Raw genomic sequence first — 19,800 nt, 5'->3', positions numbered from 1 at the left:
ACGCTGTCTCGGGTCGCTGCTCCGGGTCGCTGCTCGTCGCTGGCACGAGCCGGCATCGAATTGCGAGATCGGTATTTTAGCTGATAGCCAGGACGATCTGAGACGTGTCCAGGCGAATCTCCCGTATTTGGGCAGACGCTGCTCGCCAGGCGGGCTTTCGCGGGATTTGCTGCGACGCAGCATGCACGCAGGCCGAAAAAAATTAGCCAAAAGCACCGCGAAGCGACCCTAAAATTGCTTGAAAACCCCGCCCCGTACGCCCGCGGGCGCGCTGGCAGGCATCAAATGACGCTAAAATATTCGTCTTTGCCAACCGCAGCCACGCGGCGCGCGGCGAAGCACGCTGTATCAGCCCGATATTTACTGCACTTGTCTGGAGAATCGTATGTCAATGGCCGACCGCGACGGCAAGATCTGGATGGACGGCAAGCTGATTGATTGGCGCGACGCCAACATTCACGTGCTGACCCACACGCTGCACTACGGCATGGGTGTTTTCGAAGGCGTACGCGCCTACAAGACCGCCGGCGGCAGCACCGCCATCTTCCGCCTCGCCGAGCACACCAAGCGTCTGCTCAACTCGGCCAAGATTTTCCAGATGGACGTGCCGTTCGACGCGAAGACGCTCGCCGACGCGCAGCTCGAAGTCGTGCGCGCGAACAAGCTCGAATCGTGCTACATCCGCCCGATCATCTGGGTCGGTTCGGAGAAGCTCGGCGTTTCGGCCAAGGGCAACACCATTCACGTGGCGATCGCCGCGTGGCCGTGGGGCGCGTATCTCGGCGAAGACGGCCTCGCCAAGGGCATCCGCGTGAAGACCTCGTCGTTCACGCGCCATCACGTGAACGTGTCGATGGTGCGCGCCAAGGCTTCGGGCTGGTACGTGAACTCGATCCTCGCCAACCAGGAAGCCACCGCCGACGGCTACGACGAAGCGCTGCTGCTCGACGTGGACGGCTATGTGTCGGAAGGCTCGGGCGAGAACTTCTTCCTCGTCAACAACGGCAAGCTGTACACGCCTGACCTCTCGTCGTGCCTCGACGGCATCACGCGCGACACGGTCATCACGCTCGCGCGCGACATGGGCATTCAGGTGATCGAAAAGCGCATCACGCGCGACGAGGTCTACACCTGCGACGAAGCGTTCTTCACCGGCACCGCCGCCGAAGTCACGCCGATCCGCGAGCTCGACAACCGCACCATCGGCAGCGGCTCGCGCGGCCCGGTCACGGAGAAGCTGCAATCGGGCTTCTTCGACGTCGTGTCGGGCAAGAACGAGAAGTACGCGCACTGGCTCGCGAAGGTCTAAGAAAGAAAGGTCCGGGCGAGCCAACGCCCGGCCCCCACAGCTACACAGAGAATTGTCCTCATGAGCGAAATCAAGGAAATGCCGCTGGTCGAACTTTCGGCCAAGGATCTGCCCGCTTACTGTCCGAATCCGTCGATGCCGCGCTGGAGCAACCACCCGCGCGTGTTCCTCGACGTGACGCACGGCGAAGCGAAGTGCCCGTACTGCAGCACGCGTTACAAGCTGCGCGCGGGCGAGGTCGTCCACGGCCACTGACGCGTCGCGAGGCTCGCGCCGAATGGCGCGAAGCCGCGCTCGCGCTGGTTTCGTTCGTGCGGGCATGGCCGCCGGGTGAAGACACTTCACTCCTGCGACATTCCCCGTGCTTCCCTGCCCGTCGCGCGCCGCCATGAAAACGGCGGCGCGCTGCGGGCTTTACGCACATCGCCACGAAGCACCAGGCTGCACTTGCGCTAACGCCCGCCGGCATGCCGGCGGGACGTCACGCTAACCGCTTCGTTGAATTAACCGCGTTTCACGCGCTCGCCCCGATTTCCCAAAACGGTCAAGCTGCGTGCAACCTCTACCCTCTCCGGACCCTGACTCCCGATGCGCCGCGCGCTGGTAATCGCACCGAACTGGATCGGTGACGCACTGATGGCGCAGCCGCTTTTTTCGCGGCTCGTGAAACTGCACCCGCGCATTCAGATCGATGCGCTCGCGCCAACCTGGGTTGCGCCCGTGCTCGAGCGCATGCCCGAGATCCGCGACGTCTACGCCACCGACCTCGGCCATGGCAAGCTGCAACTGCTGCGCCGCTGGCAACTGGCGGGCGATTTGCGCGCCGAGCGCTACGACGCCGCCTACGTGCTGCCCAATTCGCTCAAGTCCGCGCTGATCCCGTGGCTCGCCAATATCGGGCTGCGCATTGGCTATACGGGCGAGAATCGCTACGGCCTCTTGAACGTGCGCCATGCGAATCCGCCGAAGGACGAGCGCCCGCCCATGGTCAGGCACTATGCCGCGCTCGCCTACGCGCCCGGCGCGACCGTGCCCGACGACCTGCCGATGCCGCGCCTCGAGTCGGACCCGAATGAGGCGTCGCGCGTGTCGGCGCGCTTCAATCTCGATACGCGCGTGCCGCTGCTCGTGTTCTGCCCCGGCGCCGAGTACGGCCCCGCCAAGCGCTGGCCGCCCGAGCATTTCGCGGCGCTCGCGAAGATGGTGGGCCAGTCGTTCCCGTACACGCAGATCATCGCGCTCGGCTCGCCGAAGGACGCCCCGCTCGCCCAGGCCATTGCCGATCGCGCGCCGAACGTGCGCAACCTGTGCGGGCAGACCGCGCTCGGCGAAGCGTGCGCGCTGATCTCGCGCGCGAACGCCGTGGTGACCAACGATTCGGGCCTGATGCACGTGGCCGCCGCGCTGCGCCGCCCGCTCGTCGCGCTGTACGGGTCGACGGATCCGCGCCACACCCCGCCCTTGTCCGAGCTTGCAAAGGTACAATGGCTTCATCTCGAATGCAGTCCCTGCTTTGCGCGCGAGTGTCCGCTCGGGCATCTGAACTGCCTGCGCGAACTGAGCCCGGAGCAAGTTTTCGGCGACCTGCGCGGCATGCTGCTCGGGCAGAGATAGGACAGCCGGAAACATCGCCAGCCAGCGCTGGGCGGCTGTGTGCCGCCCGCCACGCTGAAAACGAAGCGCACGCAAATGGATGTGCGCCACGCAACGGACGCCACGCACGTTGCGCGCGCCCAATAGAGGCATCGAGGCGCGGGAGAGACCGAAGCGCCGCATCGGAGCACGTCACAGACCTGTCTCGCGAAAGCGGCATGCTCGCGGCAACACGCGCGCAACGCAGCGCCAGACGCGAAGCGACGCAACCGTTCATCCGCCAACCCGCGCCAGGTACACGCCAAGTGCAACACCGGGCGCACAAGACCAACGAGCCATGCCACGTTTTGCCCACATCTTCGAAGCCGCCGCGGACACCCTCAACGCGTACTACCAGGCCGTCGCGGAAGTCAACATCGACAGCTTGATGGGTCTGTGGATCGATGAAGAATTCGTGAGCTGCATCACCGCGGAAGGCGCGCATCTGCACGGCCTGTCGAGCATCCGCGCGGGTCTCGCCGCGCAGCTTGAAGCGGCGCCGGTGTCGATCGAGCCGCTCGATATCCGCGTGTACGACAGCCTCGGCACCGTGGTCTACGCGATTGTGGAAGCGCATCGTCCGGTCGACCCCAGCGCGATTCCCACCATGGTCTTCACGACCTATGTGATGGTTCACGAGCGCGGCGAGTGGCGTATCGCACACATTCATGCGAGCCGCATGCCCGACGACGCAGCCACCCAGTTCTCGGCCAAATTGCGCCACGGCCAGGGCGCGCTGCACTGAAATAAAGGCGTAAAGCAGGGGGCAGTCATGAGTACGACCGACGACACCAGCAAGCCCAGCAAGGCGGCCCGCGTCGCCGCCGCGCTCGAGGCCCAGGCTGCCCTGCTCGGCGCCAGCGACGATACCGACTACCGCGCGCCGTTCTGGCTGCCCGGCGCGCACATCCAGACCATCGTGCCGGCGCTTTTCTCGCGCCTGCCCGCGCCCGCCTACCGGCGCGAGCGATGGGACACGCCAGATGGCGACTTCATCGAAGTGGACTGGCTGGACGGCAGGAGCACGGGCGCGGATTCACACGGCGCGCCGCTATTCGTGTTGTTCCACGGCCTGGAAGGCGGCTCGAGCTCGCACTACGCGCGCGCGCTCGCCGCGGCGGCGCACGCGCGCGGCTGGCACGCGGCGATCCCCCACTTTCGCAGTTGCAGCGGCCCGTTGAACCTGCTGCCGCGCTTCTACCATCTCGCCGATTCCGCCGAAGTCGACTGGGTCCTGCGCCGCTTCGCCGCCCGCCACGCCGGGCCGCTCGTCGTCGCGGGCGTGTCGCTCGGCGGCAACGTGCTGCTGCACTGGCTCGCGCAGCGCCGCCAGGACGCCGCGATCGTCTCGGCCGCCGCCGCGATCTCCACGCCGCTCGACGTGCATGCGGGCAGCGAGATGCTGACGCAGGGCTTCGGCATGATCTACACGCGCAGCTTCCTGAAGACGTTGAAGGTCAAGGCGCTCCAGAAACTCGAGCAGTACCCCGGTCTCTTCGACGCACAAGCCGTGCTCGCGAGCCGCACGATGTACGAATTCGACAATGTCGTGACCGCGCCGCTGCACGGTTTTCGCGACACCCACGACTATTACACCCAGGCGACGATCCGCCCGAAGCTCGGCGAGATCGTCGTCCCCACGCTCGTGCTGAACGCGCGCAACGATCCCTTCCTGCCGGGCCGGGTGCTGCCCGCGCGCCACGAGGTGAGCGCCGCCGTAGAGCTCGATCAGCCCGCGCACGGCGGCCACGTCGGCTTCATGACGGGACCGTTCCCGGGCCGCAGCGACTGGCTCGCGCAGCGCGTGTTCTCTTATCTCTCGCCTTTCGTTTCTCATGGATGACATCGTCAAACAGGCGCTCGCGCGCTGGCCCAACGTCCCGCATTGCACGGGCTGGCTGCTGCTCGACGCACGCGGCAACTGGCGCATGCGCGACGAGGCCGCCCAGGCGCAGCATGCCCCCGGCACGGCGATCCGCCACGAAGCGCTGCTCGGCTTCATCAACCGCAATTACGAGCGCGATGAACAGGGCCAGTGGTACTTCCAGAACGGGCCGCAGCGCGTGTATGTCGAACTCGAATACACGCCGTGGATCGTGCGCCTTGCCGCGGGTCACGACGGCAGTGCCGACGCGCTGACGCTCACGGATCAGGGCGGTCAAGCGTTCGAGCCCGTGGCCGCCTACCTAGACGAAGCGGGCAGCGTGATCTTTGCCGATGCGAGCACGCCGCCGCGCGCGGCGCTGCTGCACGATCACGACCTCGACCTCTTCACCGACCACGCCACGCTCGCGGACGACGCCCACAGCGGCACCTTCCACTGGCGCGCCGGCGCCGCGCTGCCGCTGCAGCCGATCAGGCGTGCCGACGTGAGCGCGCGCTTTGCCTTCGTAACGAGCCCGGCACGCGCGGAGCGCGAAGCGCAGGCCACGGAGCGCAGCGGCACGCGGCCTGCATCCAAAGACTGAGCGCCGGCTCAGCCGCGGCCCTCATCCTTCTCGTCCTGGCGCTCCTGCTTGTAGCGCGCCTCGAAGTCGTGCAGGCGCGCTTCGATGGTCGACAGATCGTAGTAGCCGACCGATTTCATGTCGCGCGCCTCCTTGAGCTGACGGATGGCTGAGGGCCAGGCGCCGTCTAGCGCGAGCTTCTCCGCCATCGCGCGATGCTGCGTGAGCGCGTCGCCGAGTCCTGCGCTCGCTTGCGCCAGATACAGCCACCATGCGTCTTGCTGCGGTTCGGCCTCGGTCTGGCTGCGCGCGAGCGCTTGCGCCTCCTTGAAGCGGCGCGCCGCGATCTGCGCCTGCAGTAGCGCGTCGGTGGCCGCGTGGGAATCCGGCCACGCCTTGTGGGCGGCCTCGCCTAGCCGCACGGCGTCGTCGGCGTGGCCCGAGCGCCGCGCGATATCGACGGCGAGCACGTCGAGACTCGGCGAGTTGCGTGTTTTACTGCCGTCCGCGGCCTCGAACTGCGCGAACGCCGCGCGCGAGTTCGCGAGCGACGCCGTGGCATCGTCGTAGCGCTCGAGCAGCATTTGCGCGTAGGCAATGCCGTACCAGTTCGCAGCGACGTTGAGCGCCGTGCGGTCCTCGATTTCCGAGCGCAGACGCGAAACCTCGTCGATGTACTCGTTGCGCGTACGGTCCTGCAGCACGCGCACGCGCGCGCGCACGAAACCGTACTCGGGCGCCTGGCGCGGCTGGCGGTAAGCGGCTCGGCGCGCGCGGTCCTGCATGTCGGCGATGCGCTCGCCAGTGAGCGGGTGCGTGCGCGCGTAGGCGGGCACGCCGGTGTCTTCCATCGAATCGCGTTCGAGCCGCTCGAAAAACGCCACCATGCCCCACGGGTCGTAGCCCGCGCCCGTGAGCAGCTGGAAGCCCACGCGGTCGGCCTCGTGCTCCGCGGCGCGCGAGAAACGCAACTGGCTGTCCACGGCATAGGCCTGGCTGCCGAGGGCGATCCCGGCGCCCAGGTCGCCGCTATGCGCGAGCACGCCGGCGAGAATGCCGAACAGCACGCCCGCCAGCGCCGCGAGCCCGGAGCGCTCGCTCTGCGAAAGCATGCGTGCGATGTGCCGCTGCAAGACGTGACCCATCTCGTGACCGAGCACCGAAGCCAGCTCGGATTCAGTTTGCGTCACGACGATGAGCCCCGAGTTCACACCGATGAAGCCGCCCGGCAGCGAGAACGCATTGATCTGGCCGTCGCGGATCGCGAACAGATCGAAGTCGGGCCGGTAACCGCCGATGAACTGCGCGCTCGCGGCCGCCTCGAGGCGCGCGGCGACCGCATTGAGGTAGTCGCGCACGAGCCAGTCGCCAATGTAGTCGGGGTCGCGGCGAATCTCACGCATGACGCGCTCGCCGATGCGGCGCTCGGCCTGCGGCGTGAGCGCGCCGCCCGAGCCGTCGCCGAGGTCGGGCAGTTGCGGCACCCAGGCGGGAGCGCGCACGCTGGCGTTGCCGCTCGCGGAAGATGCGGCGGATTGGCCCGGTGCCGCCAAGCGGCTCTGCGCCCCGCCATAGGTGCCGAACACGCCTTGCGCGATCGAGGCGGGAATGACGGCGTCTGCCGTGTCGTCGAATGGGCCGCTGACGAGTGCGGGCGCCGTACTGGGCGCATTCAGCGCGGGGCCGGAGGAGGCCGGTGCGGGCTTCGCGGCAGGCTTCGTGGCCGCTGGCGAAGCCGCGCCGAGATTGAGCACGGCGGCATTCGACGCCTGCGCGTACGCTTGCGGGGAAGCCGCGAGCGACGCGCACAACCATGCAGCAAGCAGCCGTTTCAGACGCATTGATGACAGGATCGGGGAAGGCGGAACACCGGCACGGCGGCGCGCCCGGTGCGGACCGCCCCTGCGCTCGCGTGTGCTAACCGGCCAATTGTAGCCCTGCTTACAACCCTTGCGACCAGGTAAGACGCGCAGAAAGCGCTGCTTACCGCACTGTTAAGATAGGTACCCCTCAAGGAAGAACCCACCATGCCTGAACTCACGCATTTTGACGCAGCCGGCGACGCCCACATGGTCGACGTTGGCGGCAAGGCAGAGACGAAGCGCATTGCGCTCGCGAGCGGCACGATCCGCATGTTGCCGGCAACCTTCGCGCTGATCCGCGACGGCCACGCGAAAAAAGGCGACGTGATCGGCGTTGCGCGCATCGCCGCGATCCAGGGGGCAAAGCGCACCTCGGATCTGATTCCGCTGTGCCACCCGCTCGCGATCACGCGCGTGAAGGTGGACTTCGTGCTCGACGAAGCGCTGCCCGGCGTCCACTGCACGGCGCAGGTGGAAACGCTCGGCCGCACGGGCGTGGAGATGGAAGCGCTGACTGCCGTGCAGGTCGGCCTGCTGACCGTCTACGACATGTGCAAGGCGGTGGACCGCGGCATGACGATCACCGATGTGCGCGTGCTGGAGAAGCACGGCGGGAAGTCGGGGGACTGGGTGGCGGAGCGCTGAAACCATGACTCTCGACGAACTGCGCGCGCAGGTTCTGGCGTTCCGCGACGAGCGCGACTGGCAACAGTTTCACACGTTGCGCAACCTGATCGTCTCCACGAGCATCGAGGCGGGCGAGCTGCTAGAGACGGTGCAGTGGAAGACCGACGCGCAGATCGACGCCCTGCTCGCCGATCCCGCGCAACTCACGCACCTCAAGCACGAATGCGCGGATGTGTTCATCTACCTTCTGCTGGTCGCGCATACCGCGGGGATCGATCTGGTCGATGCGGCAGCCGAAAAGCTCACGCTGAACGCGCAGCGCTACCCCGTGGAGAAGGCGAAAGGCAGCGCCGCGAAATACTCCGAGCTTTGATTGCCAAAGGCGCGGCGCAGAACGCGGCGACAAGCCGCCGCTTCATGCGCGCGCCTTGAGGCTTAGTCGTCCGAATCGTCCTCGTCGTCTTCTTCGACCGACTTCGCTGGCGTGCCATATTTCTTCACGAGTTGCGCCTTGAAGTCCGCAAGCGTGGGCTGCTCGTCGAGCAAGCCATAGAGCGAAGCGAGCTGGGTCGGCCAGTCGTGCAGTTCCATCGCGAAAATGCGCAGGCGCTCCACCGTATCGAATGCGCCCGCCGTATCGCCATCCAGCGCCTGCAAAACGGCGTAGCGGCGCAGCACCGTTTCTCCGGGCAGCAGCGCGATGGCGCGCTGGTGCGCGTAAAGCTTGCTCGAAAGGCTCGCGGCATTCATCGGCAACAGCGTCGCCATGCCGTAGTCGCCCCAGGCGCCGAACAGGCGCGAAGGGTCGTCGCCGTAGTCGCGTGCCGGATGCTGCCCGTAATAGAGCACCTCGGCGCGGTTGTAGTCGCGCAGCACCGGGTACAGCGCCGCGACGCCGCCGAACACGATCACCGCATACACGCCGAGCGAGACGCGCGACGGCAGAATACGCAGCGGCTTGGTCTCCAACAGGCCGAAAACGAACATCGCCGGCAGCAGGAAGAACATGTACTGCTGCGGATACTCGACGAGCGCATGCATAACGAGCACGCCGATCAGCATGAAGCCGAATACGCGCTCGGCGGTGTGCGGCGCGCGCAGCCCACGCACGAACCACGCGACGAGCCCGATCACGACGATGGCAAGGCCGACGATGCCGGTCTTCGCGAGCAGGTCGAGGAAAATATCGTGCGCGTTATTGGCGATCTCGACGCCGCCAAGCGAGCGGACCAGCTCGAACTGATGCATCGGAAAATCGCCCCAGCCGACGCCCAGCACCGGATGCGACTTGAACATCGTCCAGCCGTAGCGCCACAGCGCGAGGCGCGGCGCGATCTGGCTCGCGTCCTTCATGCGCTCGGCGGCCGACTGAGCAAGGTCCAGGCCGTAGTGGACGTTGGCCCAGCGCACGAACGCATTCATGCCGAAAAAGATCAGCACGAGCACGACCGGAATGATCCAGGCGCGCACGCCACCGGGCTTGTGGCCCGAACCCGCCGACGCCTGGCCTTGCGCACCGAAGCTGCGCCCCTCGCCTGCTTCGGTACGGCAGCCCGCGAACGCGATCCACAGGCCCGCGACGAAAATCACGCCCATCTGCAGCCACGGCCCGCGCGACACCGTGAGCGCGAGGCCACCGGAATAGATCGCGGTCAGCACGCCCCAGAGCAGAATGTTCAGACGCCGCGTGAGCGCAAGGTACATCGCACCGGCCATCGCAAAGGCGATATACGTGGCCAGGTGATTGGCCTGTGCCATGTTGCCGAACGGCCGGCGATCCACCGTTATGTTGTACGCAACCACGAGCGGCGTGACCTTCGTTTCCAGGTGAAAGAGCTGGATCACCTGGGTGAATACGGCGAAAAGGCCGCCGATCTGCAGCGCGAACGCCCCCCACACGAGCGCCGACTGCATGAGGCGCGCGCGCGTGATGGTGTAGCCCGCGTGCGTCGCCAGCACGGCGGCGAGCAGGTAGCCCGCGCCGAGCCAGTTCATCGAGGGCTCGGCGAGCGGCAACGCGAACGTCTGCACGACCAGCAGCAGGCCGAATAAAAGCGGCACGAGCGCGACCGTGGGCGACGCGAAGCCCTCGCCCGAGCGCGCCGGGCGAACGAGCAACAACGTGGCAGCACCCATCAGCACATAAAGTGTCAGTGCAACGAATTCCGCATAGAACGTGGGAATCGGATAGGTGTGGTTGACGACCGCATAAGGCAGCGTCAACGCGAGGGCCAGCAAGACGAACGTAAGGTAACGCGCAAAATTGGAAGGCATGGTTGGGCGGGGCCGTTCAGCAACCGGGCACTATACAAAACTTTTCCCCCGCTGTGCGGGTGCAGCCGGTTCGACCGCACCCGCACCCACGCGCAACCCCTACGCGCGGCACTCCGGCGGTGCAAGATTGCCCGCCAGCGTTGCGGCGTCCGCCGGCGACGGGCCCGCTCCGGGCGCGCCGAGCGAGGAAGCCGTCTTGCCCGCTGCGAAGCACTCCCACGTGAGCGTGCCGCCCTGCACGCTGCCCTGCGCGAGCGCGACGCGCGCGGTGGGCGCATCGGCGTTGTCCGGCACCGAAGGCACGAGCACGATCGTATTGCTGCCCTCGGGCGCCACGCGCGAGGTGAAGGCGACGGTGATCTGACCGGTCGTATCGTCGACATGCAGCGACTCGATGTTGCGTGTGGCGGGCGGCACCGTGTAGCCCGCGCCGAACGCGTTGCCGCTCGCGGCGTTCTCCGCCACGGCAAGCCGCGCGGAAGCCGCGAGCGAGAGACCCTCCCCTACGCGGCTGCGGGCGAGGTAGTCCTGGTAGGCGGGAATGGCGTAAGCGGCGATCACGCCGACGATCGCGAGCACGATCATCAGTTCGATCAGCGTGAAGCCACGTGCGGTCCAGCGGGAGGCAAGGCTTGCGAGGCGCGAGAGACGGGCGAAACACGCGCAGTGGTTGCCCGGCGGCGGGCTCAAGGGAAATGCAGATACGGTCATCGTCAGGGCTCCTGAAACAAGAAACGCCTGCTCACAGTCGTGAACAGGCGTCTTGATCGTATCGGCGGCCCGGTTTGCCCATCAGTCGGCCAGATGGCCTAGGCGCAATGGCACAGCCATGCGCGCTCAGTGCTCAGTGGGATTGCGGCCCTTGCGCCGCGGCCCGCCGCGCGTTGCGGCGCCTGAGCCAGGTCCCGAGCGCAACGACGAACACCGCCCCGGCCACGCACATGCCGTACTCGGCCGCGGGCGTATCGAGCAGCGGCCAGCGGTCGCCGGCGGGATCGTTGATGATGAGTCCGCCCGCGATCCAGCCGAGCAGCGCCGCGCCGAGCGTGATGATCACCGGGTAGCGGTCGAGCAGCTTGAGCACAAGCTGGCTGCCCCACACGATGAGCGGAATGCTCACCATCAGCCCGAAGATCACGAGCGCAATGCGGTGTTGCGGATCGGCGGATTCGGCGGCGCCCGCAATCGCGACCACGTTGTCGAGGCTCATCACCGCGTCGGCGACGATGATCGTCTTGATCGCGCCCACCAGCTTGTCGGCGGGCTTCACGTTGGCGTGCTCGAGATGACTGGGCGCGAGCAGCCGCACACCAATCCACAGCAGCAGCAGGCCGCCCGTGAACTTGAGGAACGGCACGTTGAGCAGCACGACAGCGAAGGCGATCAGCACCACGCGCAGCGCGATCGCGCCGGCGGTGCCCCACAGAATGCCGCGCATGCGCTGCTGCGCAGGCAGGTCGCGGCAGGCGAGCGCGATCACCACGGCGTTGTCACCACCGAGCAGGATGTCGATGACGATGATCTGGATGACCGCGCCCCAGTGGAGCGTCGCGAAAAACTCGAGCATGGAAACGAAAACTCAGCCGGAATTCAGGATGGGCTCAGATATCGAGCCAAATAAAAAAGCGAGGAGGCCATGACTGGCTCCCTCGCTTTTTGTTCGGAAACCTCGTGAAAGGATTCCGCAAGCATATCAAAAAACGCTGGCCGCCCGCGCATGCATGATGCACAAGCGCCAGTGTATTTCGAATTTACAGCATCGCCTTCAGCAGACGACCCATTTCCGACGGATTGCGCGTGACCTTGATGCCGCACGCGTCCATGATTTCCAGCTTCGCGTCGGCCGTGTCCGCACCGCCCGAGATCAGCGCGCCGGCGTGGCCCATGCGCTTGCCCGGAGGCGCCGTGACGCCCGCGATGAAGCCAACCACCGGCTTCTTCATGTTGTCCTTGATCCACTCGGCGGCATTGGCTTCGTCCGGACCGCCGATTTCGCCGATCATGATCACGGCGTCCGTATCCGGATCGTCGTTGAACATCTTCATGACGTCGATGTGCTTCAGACCGTTGATCGGGTCGCCGCCGATACCGACTGCCGACGATTGGCCGAGGCCGATCGCGGTCAGCTGGGCAACCGCTTCATACGTCAGCGTGCCCGAACGCGACACGACGCCGATGCGGCCCTTGCGGTGGATGTGACCCGGCATGATGCCGATCTTCAGCTCGTCCGGCGTGATCGTGCCGGGGCAGTTCGGGCCGAGGAGCAGCGTCTTGCGGCCTTCGCGGCGCATACGGTCCTTCACTTCGATCATGTCGCGAACCGGAATGCCTTCCGTGATACAGATCGCGAGATCGAGGTCGGCCTCGACGGCTTCCCAGATCGCAGCGGCAGCGCCTGCCGGCGGCACATAAATGACCGAAACGGTCGCGCCGGTAGCATCCTTCGCTTCACGCACGTTCGCGTAGATAGGAATGCCTTCGAAATCTTCGCCGGCCTTCTTCGGGTTCACGCCAGCGACGAACGCTTCGCGGCCGTTCGCGTACTCACGGCAAGCGCGGGTGTGGAACTGACCGGTCTTGCCGGTGATGCCCTGCGTGATGACCTTGGTGTCTTTGTTGATCAGAATCGACATGTATTGACCTCTGTTCGTTTGGCGTTATGCGTCGCGCCAGACCGCTTCTTGCGTTGCGGTGTTCGCGCCGGCATCACGCCATTCGTGTCCGGTGAAAATTACTTGCCTTCGGCAGCTGCGACAACCTTCTGCGCAGCCTCTTCCATGCTGTCTGCCGAGATGATCGGTAGGCCCGAATCGGCCAGCATCTTCTTGCCGAGGTCCTCGTTCGTGCCCTTCATGCGCACGACGAGCGGCACATTCAGGTTCACGGCCTTCGAACCCGCGATCACGCCTTCTGCGATCACGTCGCAGCGCATGATGCCGCCGAAGATGTTCACGAGGATCGCCTTCAGGTCCGGGTTCTTGAGCATGAGCTTGAACGCTTCGGTGACCTTCTCGGTCGTGGCGCCACCGCCCACGTCCAGGAAGTTCGCCGGCTCGCCGCCGAACAGCTTGATGGTGTCCATCGTGGCCATGGCGAGGCCCGCGCCGTTCACGAGACAGCCGATGTTGCCGTCGAGCGAGATGTACGCGAGGTCGAACTTCGACGCTTCGATTTCAGCCGGATCTTCTTCGTCCAGATCGCGGTACGCGACGATTTCCGGGTGACGTGCCAGCGCGTTCGAGTCGAAGTTGAACTTCGCGTCGAGTGCGGTCACGGTGCCGTTGCTCGAGACGTTCAGCGGGTTGATTTCGGCCAGCGACGCGTCGGTTTCCCAGAATGCCTTGTACAGGCCCTTCAGGACTTCACGCGCTTGCGGAATCGAAGCAGCCGGCACGCCGATCTTCGCGGCGAGGTCGTCAGCCTGGGCGTCCAGCAGACCCGTCGACGGCTCGACGATGACCTTGTGGATCAGCTCCGGGTGCTTTTCGGCGACTTCTTCGATGTCCATGCCGCCTTCGCTCGAACCCATCAGCACGATCTTCTGCGACACGCGATCGACGACGAGGCTGACATACAGTTCTTGCTTGATGTCAGCGCCTTCTTCGATCAGCAGACGCTTGACCTTCTGGCCTTCCGGACCGGTCTGGTGCGTAACGAGCTGCATGCCGAGGATCTGGTTCGCGTATTCGCGGACCTGTTCCAGCGACTTCGCAACCTTCACGCCGCCGCCCTTGCCGCGGCCACCTGCGTGGATCTGTGCCTTGACGACCCAAACCGGACCGCCCAGCTCTTCAGCGGCCTTGACCGCGTCATCCACCGAAAACACCGGGATGCCGCGCGGGACGGCGACTCCGAATTTCCGCAGGATTTCCTTACCCTGGTACTCGTGAATCTTCATGCGTGATTCCTTCAGTCTGAGAGTTGGAGTGAACTTCGATTCCGCTGTTGTTATTCATGCGAGACGGCGTCGGCCCTGCCCTCTTGGCCCGGGCTCCGGCTGTCGCGCACGCTGGGGGTTTCAGCGCCGCGCTCTATTGAACGCGGCACATGGCCATACCAGCGCGGATAAAACTGCTTCACCGCCTCCCCGTCGAACCGCAGCGCATGGCAGCGGCCAAGCTGGAAGGGCGGCTTTTCACCGTCGGCCTCAATGCCTCCGGCGGTCTTGCCGTGTTCCGGTCCGGGCGCTTCACCCGGCGAGCCATTCGATGTGTCCCACACTTCTCCAACGAACGCCTGGATCGCTGCGGTCGGCAATACGCCCAACATTTCTGTGAGGTGCGTGCAGCCAACCGTGCCGGCGAGGAGCCGGCCCGCTTCGCGGCGGAAGTTCTGGAGGAGATTGAGCCCGATAAGGGCCCGATAGGCGGGATGAGCGTTCTGGCACTGACCGTCGTAAGGCACCCAGTCGGACGACGCTTCTGCGTCGACGACGTTGAGCTTGCGATCGATCGTAATGCGCAGCCAGAGTTCATGGATCGGCAGACCATTGGGCCGGACACCGGCGGCGAGCGGCACGTCGCGTGGCTTGTGGTCGGTCAGGCACGCGTCGATGTCCCACAGGCCGTCTTCGCGCTCATAGGCAACCGCCCGAATGGCGCGCTGGTGGCGCAACTGGCGGGGCACGGGCGGAGAAAGCGGCATGCTAAAGGTAAGACCGGATTGGAAAACCTCGCGATTTTAACATACCGGGTATTTGAGACAGCCGCGAACACACAGGCCTGGCGTGGACATGTCTGTACGGATTTTTCGAGACGGCCGGCTCAATTGTCGGACCAGTCTTCCTCGATTCCCTTGAGGATCTTCCCGATGATCGACATCGAGAAGCCCCGTGCCGCGAGAAAGCGCGCCTGGCGCGCGCGTTCGGCGGGCGTTTCGGGCAACTGCCCGTACTTCTTCTGCCAGACCGTGCGGGCGCGCGCGAGTTCGGTCTCACGCAGTTGCGTGCTCACCTCTTCGATGAGCGCGTCGCCCACGGCGTGGCGCTTGAGTTCGCTCACGATACGCCCTGCCCCCACGCGCGCCGCGCGCCGGTGCACGACGCTTTCGGCAAAGCGCGCGTCGGAGAGCCAGCCTTCGCGCTCGAGCGAATCGAGCAGCGCTTCGAGTGCGTCGGCGTCTTCGGTGTACGGCACGAGCTTGCGCGAAAGTTCGGCGCGGCTGTATTCGCGGCGCGAAAGATAGCCGAGCGCGCGACCCTTGAGGGAGCGCTCGGGCCGCTGCTTTGCCGTGGATGCTTTTTCGCGCTCGCTCGCGCGTGCGGCACGGGTGACCGAGCTGCGCTCGTATTGATCGGCTTGCGGTGCGCTGGATTCGCGAGCGGTTTCGCCAGGCCCACGGCGCGAGCGCTTGAATGATGTTTCGAACGGCGGCGGCTCTGATGACGCGTTTTCCGCCGATTCATTGGTCCCGCCGAAGAAAGCCTCGAACGGCACTTCGAAGACCGCGCCGCCATCGTCGCTGAGATCGGCGGGCGCGGAATATGGCGCGCCAGAATGCGCAAAGCCGCGATCGCCCGCCTGGGCGTCGCGGCTTGAACGGCTCATGCGTGCGTCGGCAGGCTTCACGGCGGGGCGCCGCTCGGCACCCCGGTCAGCAGGCGAACCCGCACGCGAGTTAGCCTGATCGCCGGACGGCGAGGACGTAGGTGACCCGCCCTTGCGCATCAGCTTGCCTTATCTACGAGAGCCTGAAGAATTTACTCTTCGTCGGCGACTTCGACTTCGCCGGAATTGTCGACGCCGGCCGGCATCGTGCTCACGCCCAGCGATTCGCGGATGCGGTTTTCGATCTCACGAGCGATGTCCGAGTTCTCGCGCAGGAATTCGCGTGCGTTGTCCTTGCCCTGGCCAATGCGCTCGCCGTTATAGCTGTACCACGCACCCGCCTTGTCGACGATCTTGGCCTGCACGCCGAGGTCGACGATTTCGCCCTGACGCGAGATGCCTTCGCCGTACAGAATGTCGAACACGGCTTCGCGGAACGGCGGCGAGACCTTGTTCTTCACAACCTTCACGCGCGTTTCGCTGCCGATGACTTCGTCGTTCTTCTTGATCGAGCCAATGCGGCGAATGTCCAGACGCACCGACGAGTAGAACTTGAGTGCGTTGCCGCCCGTGGTGGTTTCCGGGTTGCCGAACATCACGCCGATCTTCATGCGGATCTGGTTAATGAAGATCACCATGCAGTTCGTCTTCTTGATCGTGCCGGTGAGCTTGCGCAGCGCCTGCGACATCAGACGCGCCTGCAGACCCGGCAGCGAGTCGCCCATTTCACCTTCGATTTCGGCCTTCGGCACGAGCGCCGCGACCGAGTCGATCACGATCATGTCGATCGAGCCCGAGCGCACCAGCGCGTCGGTGATTTCGAGCGCCTGCTCGCCCGTGTCCGGCTGCGAGATGAGCAGTTCAGGCACGTTCACGCCGAGCTTGGCGGCGTATTGCACGTCGAGCGCGTGTTCCGCGTCGATGAACGCCGCCGTGCCGCCGAGCTTCTGCATTTCGGCGATCACCTGCAGCGTGAGCGTGGTCTTGCCCGACGATTCCGGACCGTAGATCTCGACCACGCGGCCGCGCGGCAAACCGCCCACGCCAAGCGCGATGTCGAGGCCGAGCGAACCGGTGGAGACTACCTGGATGTCCTCGACCGCTTCGCCGTCGCCGAGTCGCATGATCGACCCCTTGCCGAACTGCTTTTCGATCTGCGCGAGCGCGGCGGCCAGCGCCTTGCTCTTTTCAGCAGTCAGCCCAGCCGAGCCTTTCTTGCTATCTTCCATGAATCGTCCTTTGCTATGATGAACGGCGTCTCGTGACCATGCGCACGCCTCATTCGGGCTAATGCACACGAACGCAGACACTGTATAAAAAAACAGTGGTTTTGGCAAGCCTTTCTGGCGATCCAGAACCGCGAATTTCGGGAGACCGCCGCGCGTCGCCTGGCCGCGCCTTCAAAGACGCGGCGCGGCGCCGGTGCTACGAGGTCAAAGGGCCTCGAAAGCGACGTTGGCGCAACATGCGAATCCTCATTGCCGAAGACGACAGCATACTCGCGGACGGGCTCGTGAGATCACTCCGCCAATCGGGCTATGCCGTTGATCACGTGCGTAGCGGCGTGGATGCCGATACTGCCTTGTCGATGCAGTCGTTCGACCTCTTGATCCTCGATCTGGGCCTGCCGAAAATGCCGGGCCTCGAAGTGCTGCGCCGTTTGCGCGCGCGCAATTCCAACCTGCCCGTGCTGATCCTCACCGCCGCCGACAGTGTGGACGAGCGCGTGAAAGGCCTCGACCTCGGCGCCGACGACTACATGGCCAAGCCCTTCGCGCTCAACGAGCTCGAAGCGCGCGTGCGTGCGCTCACGCGGCGCGGCGCGGGCGGCGGCCCGACCGTGGTGCGGCATGGCGCACTCTCGTATGACCAGGTGGGGCGCATCGCGCGCATCAATGACCAGGTGCTCGATCTTTCGGCGCGCGAACTGGGCGTACTCGAAGTGCTGCTGCAGCGGCTCGGGCGGCTCGTGTCGAAGGAGCAACTCGTCGATCACCTGTGCGAGTGGGGCGAGGAAGTCAGCAACAACGCCATCGAAGTCTACGTGCACCGGCTGCGCAAGAAGCTGGAAACCGGCGGCGTGCGCATCGTGACGGTGCGCGGACTGGGCTACTGCCTCGAAAAGGAGGCGAAGGAAACGCACGCCGGCGCGAGCCAGCCAGGCACACGCGCCGAGACCGGCACACCCGACGCCACGCCGGCGATGCCCGCCAGCCACTATTTCAAATAGGCGGAGTCGAAGATGGCCGGGCGTCCTCCCATCGCGCGCGCCGTGCCGCCCAAGGGCGCCGCGAGCACAGCCGGCGAAAACACATCGGGCGCGTCCGCATTCACGGCCGACGCCCTCGACGACGACGCGCGCGACGCCCGCTACGCCAACCCGTTCGCCCCGCCCGACGAAGCCGAAGCCGCCGCCGAGGCGCGCCCGCGCTCGCTTTTCGGCGAGATTCTCGACTGGATGCTCGCGCCCTTGCTGCTGCTCTGGCCGATGAGCATCGCGGTCACGTATCTCGTGGCGAAGTCGATCGCCAACGGCCCCTTCGACCGCGCGCTCGAAACCGACGCCTATGTGCTCGCGCGCCAGATCCAGCCCGTCAACGGCGTGGCCGAACTCACACTGCCCGCCTCCACGCGCGACTTCCTGCGCGCCGACAACGTAGACAGCGTGTTCTACCAGGTGCTCGGCAGCCGCGGCGAGCTGATTGGCGGCGATCGCGACATGCCGCTGCCGCACGACGACGACCGCCCGCCGCCCGGTCTCGTCGAGTTCCGCGACGACACGCTGCGTGGCATCGACATCCGCGTCGCCTATACAACAGTGGAGCCGACGCACCTGAGCGCCGGCGACCGGCCGGGTCAACCGGTGCTCGTGCAGGTCGCAGAAACGCTCGACAAGCGCCGCCAACTGGCCAACGACATCATCAAAGGCGTGATCCTGCCTCAGTTCGTGATCCTGCCGCTCGCGATCCTGCTCGTGTGGTTCGGTCTCTCGCGGGGCCTCGCGCCGTTGCACGCGCTGCAGTCGAACATCCGCATGCGCCGCCCCGACGATCTTTCGCCGCTCGAAGCGCGCCGCGCGCCGCCCGAAATCGAGCCGCTCGTCACCTCGTTCAACGACCTGCTCACGCGGCTCGAACAGAACATGGAGCTGCAAAAGCGCTTTATCGCCGACGCCGCCCATCAGATGAAGACGCCGCTCGCGGGTCTGCGCACCCAGGCCGAACTCGCGCTGCGCCAGGACGCGCCTGCCGAAGTGCACCGCTCGCTCGAGCAGATCGCGACAAGCTCCGAGCACGCCGCGCGGCTCGTCACGCAGCTGCTCGCACTCGCGCGCGCGGAAAACCGCATGTCCGGGCAGATCTTCACGCCGGTCGACGTGGCGGACGTGGCGCGCCACGCCGTGCGCGACTGGGTGCAGCCGGCGCTCGCCAAACAGATGGACCTCGGCTACGAAGGCCCCGAAACGGCGTACGGGAGCGAGCAGGACGAGGACGGAGCGGTGGCGCGCGTCGAAGTGGACGGCAACCCGGTGATGCTGCGCGAGATGCTCTCGAACCTCATCGACAACGCGATCCGCTATACGCCTGCGGGCGGGCGCATTACCGTGCGCGTGCGGCCGGAACCCGCGGCGGGCGTGGTCCATCTCGAAGTGGAAGACACGGGTATGGGCATTCCTGCCGCCGAGCGCGAGCGCGTGTTCGAGCGCTTCTACCGCATTCTCGGGCGCGACGGCGAAGGCAGCGGTCTCGGGCTCGCGATCGTGCGCGAGATCGCCACGATGCACGGCGGCACGCTCGCCATCGACGATCACGTCTATCAAGACACGCCGCGACTCGCCGGGACGCTCGTGCGCGTGACGCTGCGGCTGCGCGCGAAAGCTTGAGCGGCATCGCCGCCGCTTGGGCGGCAAAACCACCCGGAAACTGACGGATCACGTCAGAAAAGCGGGATGGGACTTACCCTTATCCGATACGCAATACGCAAACTCAATTTCGCGCGTTAAAAGACATTTGACCATCAATGCGCGAACTTATCGAATAGTTTGCCGAACATAACTGATTAGACCCCACTCCGACACCTCCCTCAGAAACCCACACGCGCGT

Annotated in this window: 19 protein-coding genes; 10 read left to right on the top strand and 9 right to left on the bottom strand. The window is 65.7% G+C overall.

The features are described from left to right. Positions 1–385: 385 nt before the first annotated feature. The 6 genes from U5A57_RS21825 (at position 386) to U5A57_RS21800 (ending at position 5,409) form a co-directional block, all read left to right on the top strand. Positions 386–1,309 carry a branched-chain amino acid transaminase gene (locus U5A57_RS21825; protein WP_321913742.1) on the top strand — a complete coding sequence of 308 codons (924 nt, stop codon included), beginning with the start codon at positions 386–388 and terminating at the stop codon, positions 1,307–1,309. A 60-nt stretch (positions 1,310–1,369) separates the two neighbouring features. Further along, complete coding sequence (locus U5A57_RS21820) at positions 1,370–1,564, top strand: zinc-finger domain-containing protein (RefSeq protein WP_028205950.1); 195 nt, start codon at positions 1,370–1,372, stop codon at positions 1,562–1,564. Positions 1,565–1,897: 333 nt separating this feature from the next. Further along, positions 1,898–2,923 carry a lipopolysaccharide heptosyltransferase II gene (gene waaF / locus U5A57_RS21815; RefSeq protein ID WP_321913741.1) on the top strand — a complete coding sequence of 342 codons (1,026 nt, stop codon included), beginning with the start codon at positions 1,898–1,900 and terminating at the stop codon, positions 2,921–2,923. A 316-nt stretch (positions 2,924–3,239) separates the two neighbouring features. Beyond that, positions 3,240–3,686, top strand: a complete 447-nt coding sequence (locus U5A57_RS21810) for a nuclear transport factor 2 family protein (protein ID WP_028205952.1) — start codon at positions 3,240–3,242, stop codon at positions 3,684–3,686. A gap of 27 nt (positions 3,687–3,713) precedes the next feature. After that, positions 3,714–4,784: a YheT family hydrolase gene (locus U5A57_RS21805; RefSeq protein WP_321913740.1), complete on the top strand. Its 1,071-nt coding sequence runs from the start codon at positions 3,714–3,716 to the stop codon at positions 4,782–4,784. Further along, positions 4,777–5,409, top strand: a complete 633-nt coding sequence (locus U5A57_RS21800; RefSeq protein WP_321913739.1) for a DUF2946 family protein — start codon at positions 4,777–4,779, stop codon at positions 5,407–5,409. Before U5A57_RS21805 ends, U5A57_RS21800 begins: the two co-directional genes overlap by 8 nt. A gap of 8 nt (positions 5,410–5,417) precedes the next feature. On the opposite strand, the gene U5A57_RS21795 is transcribed toward U5A57_RS21800, so the two are convergent. Further along, on the bottom strand, positions 5,418–7,229 hold the full coding sequence (locus U5A57_RS21795) for a M48 family metalloprotease (protein ID WP_321913738.1): 1,812 nt from the start codon (positions 7,227–7,229) through the stop codon (positions 5,418–5,420). Positions 7,230–7,415: 186 nt separating this feature from the next. On the opposite strand from U5A57_RS21795, the gene moaC reads away from it, so the two are divergent. Together moaC and U5A57_RS21785 are read left to right on the top strand one after the other, a co-directional pair. Further along, positions 7,416–7,895, top strand: coding sequence for a cyclic pyranopterin monophosphate synthase MoaC (moaC, locus tag U5A57_RS21790; protein ID WP_321913737.1), 480 nt, complete (start codon positions 7,416–7,418; stop codon positions 7,893–7,895). A 4-nt stretch (positions 7,896–7,899) separates the two neighbouring features. Then, complete coding sequence (locus U5A57_RS21785) at positions 7,900–8,250, top strand: nucleotide pyrophosphohydrolase (RefSeq protein WP_321913736.1); 351 nt, start codon at positions 7,900–7,902, stop codon at positions 8,248–8,250. A gap of 62 nt (positions 8,251–8,312) precedes the next feature. On the opposite strand, the gene U5A57_RS21780 is transcribed toward U5A57_RS21785, so the two are convergent. From U5A57_RS21780 to recA, 8 genes are all read right to left on the bottom strand, one after another. Next, complete coding sequence (locus tag U5A57_RS21780) at positions 8,313–10,151, bottom strand: PglL family O-oligosaccharyltransferase (RefSeq protein WP_321913735.1); 1,839 nt, start codon at positions 10,149–10,151, stop codon at positions 8,313–8,315. A 99-nt stretch (positions 10,152–10,250) separates the two neighbouring features. Beyond that, positions 10,251–10,862, bottom strand: a complete 612-nt coding sequence (locus U5A57_RS21775) for a pilin (protein WP_321913734.1) — start codon at positions 10,860–10,862, stop codon at positions 10,251–10,253. Positions 10,863–10,995: 133 nt separating this feature from the next. Beyond that, entirely contained in the window at positions 10,996–11,718 is a 723-nt protein-coding gene (locus tag U5A57_RS21770) for a TerC family protein (protein WP_321913733.1), read from the bottom strand. 184 nt (positions 11,719–11,902) lie between these two features. After that, positions 11,903–12,784 (bottom strand): succinate--CoA ligase subunit alpha, encoded by an 882-nt coding sequence (sucD, locus tag U5A57_RS21765; RefSeq protein ID WP_069262862.1) that lies wholly within the window; start codon positions 12,782–12,784, stop codon positions 11,903–11,905. A gap of 98 nt (positions 12,785–12,882) precedes the next feature. Beyond that, the gene (gene sucC, locus U5A57_RS21760) at positions 12,883–14,049 is read right to left on the bottom strand and encodes an ADP-forming succinate--CoA ligase subunit beta (protein ID WP_321913732.1); all 1,167 of its coding nucleotides are present in this window, start codon (positions 14,047–14,049) and stop codon (positions 12,883–12,885) included. A gap of 50 nt (positions 14,050–14,099) precedes the next feature. Beyond that, the gene (locus U5A57_RS21755; protein WP_321913731.1) at positions 14,100–14,795 is read right to left on the bottom strand and encodes a DUF2889 domain-containing protein; all 696 of its coding nucleotides are present in this window, start codon (positions 14,793–14,795) and stop codon (positions 14,100–14,102) included. A 119-nt stretch (positions 14,796–14,914) separates the two neighbouring features. Continuing rightward, positions 14,915–15,697 (bottom strand): recombination regulator RecX, encoded by a 783-nt coding sequence (gene recX / locus U5A57_RS21750; RefSeq protein ID WP_321913730.1) that lies wholly within the window; start codon positions 15,695–15,697, stop codon positions 14,915–14,917. Between the two features lie 152 nt (positions 15,698–15,849). Further along, a complete protein-coding gene (gene recA, locus U5A57_RS21745) occupies positions 15,850–16,926 on the bottom strand; it encodes a recombinase RecA (protein ID WP_321913729.1) in 1,077 nt (358 codons plus the stop codon). Between the two features lie 236 nt (positions 16,927–17,162). Between recA and U5A57_RS21740 the strand changes: the two genes are divergently transcribed. Both U5A57_RS21740 and U5A57_RS21735 read left to right on the top strand, forming a co-directional pair. Continuing rightward, a complete protein-coding gene (locus U5A57_RS21740; protein ID WP_321913728.1) occupies positions 17,163–17,927 on the top strand; it encodes a response regulator transcription factor in 765 nt (254 codons plus the stop codon). 12 nt (positions 17,928–17,939) lie between these two features. Beyond that, complete coding sequence (locus U5A57_RS21735) at positions 17,940–19,580, top strand: sensor histidine kinase (protein WP_321913727.1); 1,641 nt, start codon at positions 17,940–17,942, stop codon at positions 19,578–19,580. Positions 19,581–19,800: the final 220 nt, after the last annotated feature.

The organism is Paraburkholderia sp. J11-2, assembly GCF_905220185.1.
Lineage (GTDB): Bacteria > Pseudomonadota > Gammaproteobacteria > Burkholderiales > Burkholderiaceae > Paraburkholderia.
This window is presented reverse-complemented; position numbering and strand designations above follow the sequence as displayed.

What these genes read in the sequence shown, in the direction of transcription:
- U5A57_RS21825 (WP_321913742.1), top strand. Translation starts at nt 386, where the DNA reads ATGTCAATGGCCGACCGCGACGGCAAGATCTGGATGGACGGCAAGCTG.
- U5A57_RS21820 (WP_028205950.1), top strand. Translation starts at nt 1,370, where the DNA reads ATGAGCGAAATCAAGGAAATGCCGCTGGTCGAACTTTCGGCCAAGGAT.
- waaF (WP_321913741.1), top strand. Translation starts at nt 1,898, where the DNA reads ATGCGCCGCGCGCTGGTAATCGCACCGAACTGGATCGGTGACGCACTG.
- U5A57_RS21810 (WP_028205952.1), top strand. Translation starts at nt 3,240, where the DNA reads ATGCCACGTTTTGCCCACATCTTCGAAGCCGCCGCGGACACCCTCAAC.
- U5A57_RS21805 (WP_321913740.1), top strand. Translation starts at nt 3,714, where the DNA reads ATGAGTACGACCGACGACACCAGCAAGCCCAGCAAGGCGGCCCGCGTC.
- U5A57_RS21800 (WP_321913739.1), top strand. Translation starts at nt 4,777, where the DNA reads ATGGATGACATCGTCAAACAGGCGCTCGCGCGCTGGCCCAACGTCCCG.
- U5A57_RS21795 (WP_321913738.1), bottom strand. Translation starts at nt 7,229, where the DNA reads ATGCGTCTGAAACGGCTGCTTGCTGCATGGTTGTGCGCGTCGCTCGCG.
- moaC (WP_321913737.1), top strand. Translation starts at nt 7,416, where the DNA reads ATGCCTGAACTCACGCATTTTGACGCAGCCGGCGACGCCCACATGGTC.
- U5A57_RS21785 (WP_321913736.1), top strand. Translation starts at nt 7,900, where the DNA reads ATGACTCTCGACGAACTGCGCGCGCAGGTTCTGGCGTTCCGCGACGAG.
- U5A57_RS21780 (WP_321913735.1), bottom strand. Translation starts at nt 10,151, where the DNA reads ATGCCTTCCAATTTTGCGCGTTACCTTACGTTCGTCTTGCTGGCCCTC.
- U5A57_RS21775 (WP_321913734.1), bottom strand. Translation starts at nt 10,862, where the DNA reads ATGACCGTATCTGCATTTCCCTTGAGCCCGCCGCCGGGCAACCACTGC.
- U5A57_RS21770 (WP_321913733.1), bottom strand. Translation starts at nt 11,718, where the DNA reads ATGCTCGAGTTTTTCGCGACGCTCCACTGGGGCGCGGTCATCCAGATC.
- sucD (WP_069262862.1), bottom strand. Translation starts at nt 12,784, where the DNA reads ATGTCGATTCTGATCAACAAAGACACCAAGGTCATCACGCAGGGCATC.
- sucC (WP_321913732.1), bottom strand. Translation starts at nt 14,049, where the DNA reads ATGAAGATTCACGAGTACCAGGGTAAGGAAATCCTGCGGAAATTCGGA.
- U5A57_RS21755 (WP_321913731.1), bottom strand. Translation starts at nt 14,795, where the DNA reads ATGCCGCTTTCTCCGCCCGTGCCCCGCCAGTTGCGCCACCAGCGCGCC.
- recX (WP_321913730.1), bottom strand. Translation starts at nt 15,697, where the DNA reads ATGAGCCGTTCAAGCCGCGACGCCCAGGCGGGCGATCGCGGCTTTGCG.
- recA (WP_321913729.1), bottom strand. Translation starts at nt 16,926, where the DNA reads ATGGAAGATAGCAAGAAAGGCTCGGCTGGGCTGACTGCTGAAAAGAGC.
- U5A57_RS21740 (WP_321913728.1), top strand. Translation starts at nt 17,163, where the DNA reads ATGCGAATCCTCATTGCCGAAGACGACAGCATACTCGCGGACGGGCTC.
- U5A57_RS21735 (WP_321913727.1), top strand. Translation starts at nt 17,940, where the DNA reads ATGGCCGGGCGTCCTCCCATCGCGCGCGCCGTGCCGCCCAAGGGCGCC.